We start from the raw sequence: 9,594 nt of genomic DNA on the forward strand, positions 1-9,594 counted from the left end.
CCAGGCACTTCGGCCGGGCCTTCTGGAAACGGCTGACGGGCTATCACGCCCGAAGTCGGATCGAAGCCCAGATGCTCCGCCTCAAAGCCTTTGGGGACCGCATCGCCTCACGCGACCCCGACCGCCAAGCCGCCGAGATCCACACCCGCATCGCCCTGATGAACCGCTTTTCAGCCCTGGGCAGGGCGGAGATCGTGCGCGCCGTCTGAACCGAAGGGGAAAGGGCCAAGCTCGGCCTCAGACCGAGTTATGCAACAACGCCGTGTTCCAGGAGAAGGTCAGCGGGGCCAAGCAGGAACGGGTGCAGCTCAAGAGGCTCCTCGACCGGCTTGAGCCCGAGGACGTGCTCTTGGTCACCCGCCTCGACCGGCTCGCACGCTCCACGCGGGACCTTCTGAACATCCTGGGCACCGTGGCTGAGAAGGGCGCGGCCTTCCGTTCGCTCGCGGACAGCTGGGCCGACACCACCACGCCGCATGGCCGGCTCATGCTGACGGTGCTGGGGGGCCTCGCGGAGTTCGAACGGGAGTTGATCCGGGCGCGCACCGGAGAAAGCCGTGCTCGCGCCACAGCCGCCGGAAGAAAGCTCGGGCGCGCTTACAAGCTCACGCCCCACCAGCAGCAGGAGGCCAAGAGCCGCAGAGAGGCGGGCGAGACCATCACGGCGATCGCCAAGAGCTACGCCGTCCACCACTCCACGATCTCGCGGCTCTGCGCCTGAGGGCGAAGGGGCCCAGCCCTTACTTCTTGGACTTCGACCTCTACAATGCGCTGGCCCGCGTCTTGCTGTTCAAGCGTCTTGGGAGGCCACGCTTCCAGCCTTCAGATCAGCATCACCTGAGTGCCCACCTGAGCCATCGCAAAGAGCTCCTCGATATGCTCGTTGTAGAGGCCGATGCAGCCGTTGGAGGAGCGGCGGCCGATCTTGCGGGTGTCGTGGGTGCCGTGGATGCGGTAGGCGGGCCAGCTCAGGTATAGGGCGAAGGGCCCGAGCGGGTTCATCGGGTCGCCGCCCGCAACGAACTCGGGCCAGTCGGGGTTGCGCTGGCGCATGGACGCGGTCGGGCGCCAGGAGGGGTTCACGACCTTGTCGATCACCTCGGTCCGGCCCAGCCGGGTCAGTTCCTCGGTGGCGGGCACCGAGGTAGGATAGAGGCGGTAGGTGGACTGGTCCTCGCTCCAGTAGTGGAGGGCGCGGGACTGGGTGTCGCAGACAATCACGCCGCCCCGGGTGCTCTCGAAGTAGTCCTGCCAGTGAAGCGTCCGAAACGCGGAGATGTTGTGGCGGGTCGAGGCCGAGAGGTCGGGTTCCATCTCGGTGGAGTTGGCCTGCTGTGCGAAGGCCGGAGCAGCGAGGCCGGTGCTCAACAGGGCTGCTCCCGCGCCCAGAAGCGCTCTGCGGCTGATATCCTTGCCCTCGACCATGGTGCCCGGTCCTCGTTTCTGCTTGTGCTCGTGTGGGTGAGCTACGGCCCAAAGCGGGTGAGCTCAAGGGCTAATCTCAAGCCGCACGTCCTGGTGGACCAAGGCCTGTCCAGCCGATGCCCTCGCGTCATCAGCGCAGGGCCAAGATGAGGCACCAGTGTTTCATTTGCGGCGCATCGATCAGCCGCTTTCCTGAGGAAACCTAGGTTCCTCTGGACAGGCCGGGCAAGCGGCAGTGGAGCATGGGGCTCCGATGGCCCCAGAGGCTGCACACCAGGAGAGACCCATGGCTAACCAGATGACCAAGGCACAGCTCGTCGCCGCCCTCGCCGAGCGTACGGGGGGCGACAAGAAGCAGGCCGGGGCCATGCTCGATGCCCTGACCGGGATCATCACCAGCACGGTCGCGGAGGGTGGTGCGGTGACCCTGCCCGGGGTGGGCAAGATCTACTGCCGCGAACGGCCCGAGCGCATGGCCCGCAACCCCTCCACCGGCGAGCAGGTCAAGAAGGAGGCCGATAAGGTGGTGAAGATCACCGTCGCCAAAGCGCTCAAGGATAGCATCAACGCCTGAGCCCTCTGAAGGGCAGGCGCTCTCCTCGTCCCCGAGGCGGGAGACGAGGGGAGACGCTCTGCAGGGGCCTTCTGGCCCACCTCGATCGTGTTGTGCCTGGACGGGGATGACGGGTGGCGCGTTCGGGATGGCCTGCCGCACCCGTCATCCCGGACGGGACGGCTACAGGCGTCGTCGTCCCGTCTGCCAGCTGCTCTGGGGCCTGGAATACGAGCAGAGCCGCGACGATTACCTGCGGACCACCAACGACCTTCTCCGGGCCGTCGGACTGGGGCCGATCGAGAGGTTTCCGGAACAGGCGGAGCCCTCGACACCACCCGACCGAGCCACTTCGGTCTTTCATGCCGGCAAGATGTAACTCAGACTCCGGTCATGCCGATCGCCCCCGAGCACCGCTGGTTCTACCCCATCGACTGGCGCGAGCTCTCGCAGGTCATCCGCTTCGTCCGAGCCAAAGGACGGTGCGAGCACTGCGGCCGCCCGCACGGGCAGGACGTCACGCACTTGGGCGACGGCACTTGGTGGGACGCCGAGCGGGGCACGTGGCGCGATGGCCGTGGCCGGCGGGTGCGCAAGCTGCCCCCACCCGAGGCGATCGAGGAAGGTCAGCCCGGCCTGACCGGCATCCCCCCTGCCCCGCGTCTCGCCGTCACGCGCGTGGTCCTGGCCAGCGCGCATCTGGACCACGATCCCGGCAACAACCGGGCCCGCAACCTCGCCGCGCTCTGCCAGAGGTGCCACATGCTCCACGACGGCAAGGAGCACCGCCGGCGGCGCTGGAGCAAGGTATTCCGGCTCCGTGCTTTGGGAGATCTGTTCGATGGCCACCTCTGAGGGCAGCCGTGCGCAAGCGATTGATCCGCTTGGCACCTGAGCTAGGCAAACACGGCTCGCCACAGGTGTCCAAGGTTTCCCGGGTTCACCGAACGACTATGCGGCTGGTCGGCGTGGAACCTAAAAGGCCTCCCGCAGGCCTTGGATCACTGGCAGCACCAGCGCAATATATTCATATAAGGAAATTAATTATCCTCAGGGTGTGGTTTTCCCCACTAGTTGCGACGTCGTCAAAAGCGCATCAATGCGTCACCGCCGATTTTAGGCGGCCGTCCAACCATACTGATCCCATAGAGAGAACCTAAATGCACAAGTTCCTTGCCCTGACCCTGGCCGCGCTGGTCGGGTCCACGACCTTCGCCGCGGCTGACAGCACCTTCAGCCTGCCTCAGGTCCAAGATGACGACAGCATCGTCGAGCTGGGTCCCGTCACCGCCGATGGCGCCGGCTTCGTCCACATCTACGCGCTTGACGCGGGCAAGATGGGCGCACTGATCGGCTCGGAGGCCGTCCATGCCGGGTCCAACTCGGACGTCCGGGTGCCGCTGATCGACAACCCGAAGCAGGACGCCATGGCCGTGCTCGAAGTCGGCGGCCAAGTGGTGGCCACGCAGGAGGTTCGCTTCAACGGCTGAGCGCCGGCTCAATCACGTGCCAGACACGGGAGGTGCCGGGGTGATCCGGCACCTCCATCCAGCCTTTTCCAATCCGGAGACGGATTGCAAAAGGTCCAGCTTAGGTCTTGGCTTGTTTTCAGATTAGATCGTGGCCCGCCAAAAAAGCAGACTTCCAGGTCATTTCTCACCTCACATTTCCTCGGGTCGATGCCAGAACGCAGGATCCCGAACTCAACTATTGAAAGGACCTATCATCATGACGAGCATCAATCTTGCCGCCTACGTGCCTGCCTCCCAGCCAAACGCCTCCTCGCGCGGCTGGTTGACGGGCCTTGGCCTCCGTGCGGTCCGCTGGGCTCTGAACGCTCAGCAAAGGCATGGTGATTGGACCCGCCTGAATGGCATGGATGATCACATGCTGAAGGACATCGGCCTTCACAGAGATCAGATCGACGATGTTGTCCGGGGTTCCGCGGCGGTTCAGTGGCCCCTGATCCGCACGGCCGGGTACTGACCGGCTTGCTTGGCCGATCCCCCGCTCGGGAGCACCGGGTCAACTGGTGATTGGCTCCGGGCTCCTCCATCGCTCTGAATGGCAGAAGAGGAGAAAGCCTGCTCCGGGGATCGGCATGAGCACGAGCGCGTCATGCTCATGCATCGATGATTGCTGTTTCAGCGATCATGCCTTGGACCGAACGGTGTCGAGAGGCGCCCTGCCCCGCCCTCCGTCAGCGTGTCGCGCTGGCTGTCCAGGTTCGATCGCCTGCCAACGCGCGTGCATAGCCCAGGATCGTGGACAGAACTCTCCCAAAACCTCCGCGGTTTTGGGCCAGGGTTCTGTCCATGACAGGCCTTTGTAGTTGCTGAACCAACTCAGGCGGGACAGAAACGGGCCGGACACTGTTGGCGAAGTCGGAGCCGGGTGGCTATCGAGCGTTGATGTGCGGCTCTGGAACTCGCCGGATGGCTGCTGGCGCCCACTCACGCCACGCTCGTCACGGCACTCACAACCGCGCCCTGACTTCGCCAACAGTGTCCGGCCGTTCGTGACCCGATCTGGTGTCTCGTGCGGACGCGGGCGGTTGGCTAGGACAGAGCCGCGAGGCAGAACTTGAGAGCCTCTCTTATTGACCCGGTCGGCGAGACTGCGCTGCGCACCACAGATCTGCTGCCGGCTGTTCCCGGGCGCGATCGTAGCCGTGGCACCCTGCATCCGCCGGCTTCATAGCCGCACGGCCATCGATGGGTCAGTCCGTCACAGGGGCTTGGGCATACCCGCAGCGCATGAGTTGCAGCAGCGCCGCCCTTGTGCGGGGTCCGGCATCTGAGCCGAGCCCGGTTGCCCCTGATAAGGCAAGGCCTTCCACGGCGGCGATGAGGACAGCGTTGAGCGCGGCCGCATCTACGCCCTCGGGCGGAACGAGGTCGCCTCGCGCCTCGCGCATCCACGCCTGCATGACCCGCCCGCGCGCCGCCTGGAACCTTGCGCCCGCCGGCGCAGCGCTCATGAGTTCCACCGCCCGGAGCTGCCGGAAGCGCCGGTCGGCCGACTGGTGGTCGAGGAGCGCGAAGGCAAGCCGCTCGATCATCTCGGCGTAGGTGGCGGGCCGGGGCTCGAGCGCCGGCGCGAGGGCGGCGCCGAGGTCGCGGGCCACCCGCTCGCCCATGGCCTCGAGAAGCCCGTCGAGGTCGCCGAAGTAGCGGTAGATCAGCTTCTTGTCGCAGCCGGCGGCCCGCGCCACGCCGTTGATCCCGAAGCCCGCGAAGCCGCCCTCGGCCAGGGTCTGGAACCCCGCCTCGATCAGCCGCTCCTCGGTGGCGTTGCGGTCGCGGGTCATGGCGGCTCCTTTTGTCCCTGATCGGTGACATTTTGCATTGACGGAAGATCCGATATCCCGTATGTCACCGTTCAGTGACAATGCCAACCCCGACCTGAAGGACAGCCCCGATGACCTCGAATGCCTCCGCTCGCGCCATCGGCGCGGGATCGATCCTGCTCGCCTTGGGCTTCAACGTGCCCTACGCCGTGCTCGCCAGCCGCTTCGACTACCCCGGCATCCTGCGCGAGGCGCCCGAGCGCATCCTCGCGGCCTTCACCGAAGGAGGCGCGCCGCTGGTGCTGACCTGGTACGCCTTCGCACTGGCCGCCATGCTGTTCATCCCGGTGAGCCTCGGCCTCGCCCTGGGTGGAGGGCGGGTACGGACCCAAACGGCTCTGGCCGTGGCCGCCGCAGTTCTGGGCGCGCTCGCCGGGCTCACGCAGGCTATAGGCCTGCTGCGCTGGGTCATGGTAGTGCCGGTGCTGGCGGCCGACCCTGAGGGAGCGCAGCTCTTCGCGATGCTTCATGCCTATGCCGGCGTGGCCATCGGCGAGCACCTCGGCATGCTGCTGACGGCCACTTTCCTGGGCACCATGGCGGTGCTGCACGCGGCCGAGGGCCTGCGGGCGTTGGCAGCCCAGGGCGGGCTCACAGCCGCTGCCATCGCCTGGGGTGCGATCGAAGGCGTGGCGCTTGCCTTGGGCGCGGACGGCGCGGTCTTCAGCCTCGGCGCCATCGCGGGCTACCTGCTGCTGACCGTCTGGCTGCTCTGGGCGGGGCTTCACATGATCCGTGGGGTTTATCGGCTGCCCCGACTGGCGGGCGACACCCTGACGGCGTGAGCCACGATCGCGTAGGATGGAGCGCTAACGCTCCTGAACCTTTACTTGTCTATTCCTGCCGGTGCTGAGGATGACCCCAGCTTCCGGCCAGGGATCCAGACACGAGACTATAGCCCCGCCGCTGCTTCTAGCGGGCCGCCTCGGCCGACGCCGCACACTCATACCAGCCTGTCTAGCTTCGACCATGGTGCTTACCCTTTGCCGGACGGTTAATTCCCTGACGCGGTTCTCGAACAGAAAGGAGGAGTGGCAGACGAGGTCCGCTCACCCTCTCCGAGCCTGTCCGTGAACGGTCGGATCCTGTTGGCGAAGTCGGGGCCGGGTAGTGATCAAGCGTTGAAGGTGCTGCTCTGGAAGTCGCCAATTGACCGCTGTCCCCCACTCACACCACTCTCTTGCCTGCACTCAGGACCTCGACCTGACTTCGCCAACAGTGTCCGGGCGGATTCTGTCGGCGGAGTCAGGGCCGACCGGCTAGCGAGCGTTGACTTCGCACCTCGGCATTCAGCGCCCTTGCGCTCAGGCAATCTGCCCCTATACTGAACTATATGGTTCACTATTCGAGCCCGCCCTCGACGCCTCCTTTGCCGCGCTGTCGGACGCGACCCGGCGCGGCATCCTGGAGCAGCTGGGACGGGCCGACGCGTCGATCACGGATCTGGCCCGGACGTTCCACATGACGCTTACGGGCATGAAGAAGCACGTCAGCGTCCTGGAGGAAGCGGGGCTCGTCAGCACGCAGAAGGTCGGCCGCGTGCGGACCTGTCGGCTGGGCGCGCGCCGGCTGGAGGACGAGGCGGCCTGGATCGAGCGGTACCGTCAGCTTTGGGACGCCCGTTTCGACGAGCTGGACAAGGTGGTCGAGGAACTGAAGCAAAAGGAGAGGAACGATGGACGCAAGACCTGATGAGACTGGGACTCCTTTGACGAGGGGCCGCACCCATGTGGAGCGGGCCTCCGAGCGCGAGCTGGTCGTGCGACGGAGCTTCGATGCCCCGGCCCGCCTCGTCTTTGAGGCCTGGACCCGACCCGAGCTGTTCATGCGGTGGTGGGCGCCGAAGTCGAGCGGCATGCCCCTGCTGTCCTGCGAGATGGACGTCCGGACGGGCGGCAAGTACCGCCTCGAGTTCGGGCGGGATGCCGCAAGCACCTGGACCTTCTTCGGCAAGTACCTCGAGGTGACCCCGCACTCGCGGCTGGTCTGGACCAATGACGAAGGGGAGGACGAGGGCGCCGTGACCACGGTGACCTTCGAGGAGACGAACGGCACGACGCGGCTCGTCCTGCGCGACCTTTACCCCTCGAAGGAGGCTCTCGACGAGGCCATGGCCTCGGGCGCGACCAGCTGCTTCGACGAGCAGTTCGGGCAATTGGACGAGCTTCTCATCAGCCCGAGCGCGAGCGCGGGTCCGTTGTGACTAGGCAGTGGTGAACCCCTGATGACGGCCGCGCTCACGAGCACCGCGGCCGCCTTGGCCGGATCGGTGCTCGGAGAGGAGGTCGTCGAGCCGAACCATGTCTCAATGGCGACGGTGCCACCAGGACCTCGCCGCCACTCGTCGCCAGACTGCTGTCGAGGTCGGCTTAGGCGAGATGGCCCGGCCGCCGTCCACAGGTTTGTTGAACCCGCCTGCTCACCGCTCACCAAACGCAATGCAGGGGGAATATGATGTCGGGCGTTGCGTGAAGGACGACCCGCGATAGGGCGGGAGCCTGTCACGGCACCTATGGTGAACGACTATGGACGAGACGAATAATAACGACCCCGAGCGGCTCAGCGAACTGGTGAACGACGCCCCTGAACCGGTGGGCAAGAGCGACAACTCCGCGCCGTCGGAGACTGAGCCCAAGGGCGATGGCGCCAGCAATGCGACCATTGCCCCTCTGGGGTCAGCGGACCGGGCGAGCGGGCATGCTTCGCTGAAGGGCTCTGCGCCCGACGAGGACGAGGGCGAGCGCTACACCAAGGCGGAGCTCATCGAGCTCGGCCGCAAGTCTATCGCGGCCAAGAAGAAGAGCCGTCTCAAGGCGCGGGCACGGGCGGCAGAGGAGAAGGCCAAGGGTCTCCTGGTCATCACCCTCAAGACCCACAAGGACCACCGCCAGCTCGTGATGGCGCTCGGCAAGCTCCTGATCGCCACGTTCAGCGACATGCGCGCGGCGAACCTCAAGCCTGCACCGCTGGCCGAGCGCCTTAAGGCGGTGATCAAGGAGTACCACGATGCCGAAGTCCGGCCGCTTCTGAAGAACGGCAAGTCGTAAGCCGTTCCACACCGCGGGGCGCTGCTAGCGCCCTGCGGTCTCCGAGGACGTGCCAATAAGGCTGTCGTCATCGCCGAGATTGACCTCCGCTCTCTGCGGGTGCGGCGTGCGTCCCGCCCTCAGTCCGGAAGCTCTCGATTGGGCGCCCTAGCCCGACATGAACACGCTCACATCGCGGCGCGATCCAGCCAGTTAGTGAAGCCGCCTCATCACCACTGACCCGACTCGCGGATCAGGCCGATTCGTGGGAATGGATCACAGCCCTTGCAAAACCAGCTGGTACCCTAAATGGTACCTTGCCTGCGCTCGAGGCCGTCTCGGCCCAATGCTGCATGGCTCTTGTCGAAACAAGTGGCGGAGGAGGTGGGATTCGAACCCACGGGGGGCTTGCACCCCCGGCGGTTTTCAAGACCGCTGCGATAGACCGCTCCGCCACTCCTCCGGTCCGGCACAGCCCTAAGGCCTCCGGCCCGCCTTTGGAAGCCGTCCCCTCCCCGCATCGCATCGTTCCGTGGCCCAGGCGAAGCATTGCCCGCGCGGGTCCCGGTCCGGCCGGCTTCGCCACGCATCACGCTTCGGCGATTTCCGCCGGGCGCCGTCCCCTCGCCTTTCCAAGGCCGACGCCCGCCGCTATGGTCGCGCCCGCGAGGCCGGGCGGGACCGGAGGGATCGCCTCGCCCGCAGGACGATCACGGGGTCAGGGGTCGACCAACGGTCCCGGCCAGCATGGGGCTGTTGGGGGCGGACGAAGATGACGGGCAAACCGGACGGGCTGGCCTGGGCGGGATGGACGCGGGGGGGCCTCGCGCTCCTGGCGGCCCTAGCGCTGGCAGGCTGCGAAGAGGGCGCGGGGCTCGGGACCGACGGCGCCGCCGCGCCCGCCTCCTCGGCGGAGGCTCCGCCCCAGGGTCCCGCCGACGTCGCCGCGCCCGACGTCTTCCACGTCACCGAGCCCGGCCTCTGGGACGGCCGTCCCTCGCTGGGCGGCATCTGGGTCGCCCATCCCGACGTCCAGGACCCGGAGCGGGTCCGCATCGTCAACACCGCCACCGGGCAGCAGGTCATCGGTGCCCTCTTCCGGCGCGAGCGCGACCTTCCCGGACCGGCCCTCCAGGTCTCCTCCGACGCCGCCGAGGCGCTGGGGATGCTCGCCGGCGCGCCGGCCAACCTGGACGTGACCGCCCTGCGCCGGCAGGAGCCGCCCGCCGCCCCGCCGCCCG

11 protein-coding genes, 1 tRNA gene and 2 pseudogenes are annotated in these 9,594 nt (G+C 66.7%); 11 read left to right on the forward strand and 3 right to left on the reverse strand.

What is annotated here, in order from left to right; genetic code table 11:
* Together RUMESO_RS22540 and RUMESO_RS22545 are read left to right on the forward strand one after the other, a co-directional pair.
* Positions 1-209: pseudogene (locus RUMESO_RS22540) on the forward strand (IS5/IS1182 family transposase); the annotation flags it as partial.
* On the forward strand, positions 206-721 hold the full coding sequence (locus tag RUMESO_RS22545) for a recombinase family protein (RefSeq protein WP_051521619.1): 516 nt from the start codon (positions 206-208) through the stop codon (positions 719-721). The pseudogene RUMESO_RS22540 and the gene RUMESO_RS22545, both read left to right, overlap by 4 nt.
* A gap of 101 nt (positions 722-822) precedes the next feature.
* On the opposite strand, the gene RUMESO_RS22550 is transcribed toward RUMESO_RS22545, so the two are convergent.
* Positions 823-1,425 carry a L,D-transpeptidase gene (locus tag RUMESO_RS22550; RefSeq protein ID WP_037284107.1) on the reverse strand — a complete coding sequence of 201 codons (603 nt, stop codon included), beginning with the start codon at positions 1,423-1,425 and terminating at the stop codon, positions 823-825.
* Positions 1,426-1,711: 286 nt separating this feature from the next.
* Here RUMESO_RS22550 and RUMESO_RS22555 point away from each other — a divergent pair, with 286 nt between their 5' ends.
* The 4 genes from RUMESO_RS22555 (at position 1,712) to RUMESO_RS22575 (ending at position 3,964) form a co-directional block, all read left to right on the forward strand.
* Entirely contained in the window at positions 1,712-1,999 is a 288-nt protein-coding gene (locus RUMESO_RS22555; RefSeq protein ID WP_037284112.1) for an HU family DNA-binding protein, read from the forward strand.
* 372 nt (positions 2,000-2,371) lie between these two features.
* Positions 2,372-2,833 (forward strand): hypothetical protein, encoded by a 462-nt coding sequence (locus RUMESO_RS22565; protein ID WP_037284117.1) that lies wholly within the window; start codon positions 2,372-2,374, stop codon positions 2,831-2,833.
* A 305-nt stretch (positions 2,834-3,138) separates the two neighbouring features.
* Entirely contained in the window at positions 3,139-3,468 is a 330-nt protein-coding gene (locus RUMESO_RS22570) for a DUF2147 domain-containing protein (protein WP_037284120.1), read from the forward strand.
* Between the two features lie 238 nt (positions 3,469-3,706).
* Complete coding sequence (locus tag RUMESO_RS22575) at positions 3,707-3,964, forward strand: DUF1127 domain-containing protein (protein ID WP_037284123.1); 258 nt, start codon at positions 3,707-3,709, stop codon at positions 3,962-3,964.
* A 733-nt stretch (positions 3,965-4,697) separates the two neighbouring features.
* Here the strand turns inward: RUMESO_RS22575 and RUMESO_RS22580 are convergent.
* Complete coding sequence (locus RUMESO_RS22580; protein WP_051521620.1) at positions 4,698-5,288, reverse strand: TetR/AcrR family transcriptional regulator; 591 nt, start codon at positions 5,286-5,288, stop codon at positions 4,698-4,700.
* A 110-nt stretch (positions 5,289-5,398) separates the two neighbouring features.
* Between RUMESO_RS22580 and RUMESO_RS22585 the strand changes: the two genes are divergently transcribed.
* From RUMESO_RS22585 to RUMESO_RS22600, 4 genes are all read left to right on the forward strand, one after another.
* On the forward strand, positions 5,399-6,112 hold the full coding sequence (locus RUMESO_RS22585; protein WP_051521621.1) for a DUF4386 family protein: 714 nt from the start codon (positions 5,399-5,401) through the stop codon (positions 6,110-6,112).
* Between the two features lie 484 nt (positions 6,113-6,596).
* Positions 6,597-7,019, forward strand: a complete 423-nt coding sequence (locus RUMESO_RS22590; protein ID WP_245639392.1) for an ArsR/SmtB family transcription factor — start codon at positions 6,597-6,599, stop codon at positions 7,017-7,019.
* Positions 7,003-7,530, forward strand: a complete 528-nt coding sequence (locus tag RUMESO_RS22595) for an SRPBCC family protein (protein WP_051521622.1) — start codon at positions 7,003-7,005, stop codon at positions 7,528-7,530. Before RUMESO_RS22590 ends, RUMESO_RS22595 begins: the two co-directional genes overlap by 17 nt.
* 322 nt (positions 7,531-7,852) lie before the next feature.
* Positions 7,853-8,374, forward strand: coding sequence for a hypothetical protein (locus RUMESO_RS22600; protein WP_037284128.1), 522 nt, complete (start codon positions 7,853-7,855; stop codon positions 8,372-8,374).
* A 352-nt stretch (positions 8,375-8,726) separates the two neighbouring features.
* Here the strand turns inward: RUMESO_RS22600 and RUMESO_RS22605 are convergent.
* Positions 8,727-8,816, reverse strand: a tRNA-Ser gene (locus RUMESO_RS22605).
* Between the two features lie 309 nt (positions 8,817-9,125).
* Between RUMESO_RS22605 and RUMESO_RS24715 the strand changes: the two are divergent.
* Positions 9,126-9,594, forward strand: a pseudogene (locus RUMESO_RS24715) (SPOR domain-containing protein); the annotation flags it as partial.

It is taken from the genome of Rubellimicrobium mesophilum DSM 19309 (genome assembly GCF_000600335.2).
GTDB lineage: Bacteria > Pseudomonadota > Alphaproteobacteria > Rhodobacterales > Rhodobacteraceae > Rubellimicrobium > Rubellimicrobium mesophilum.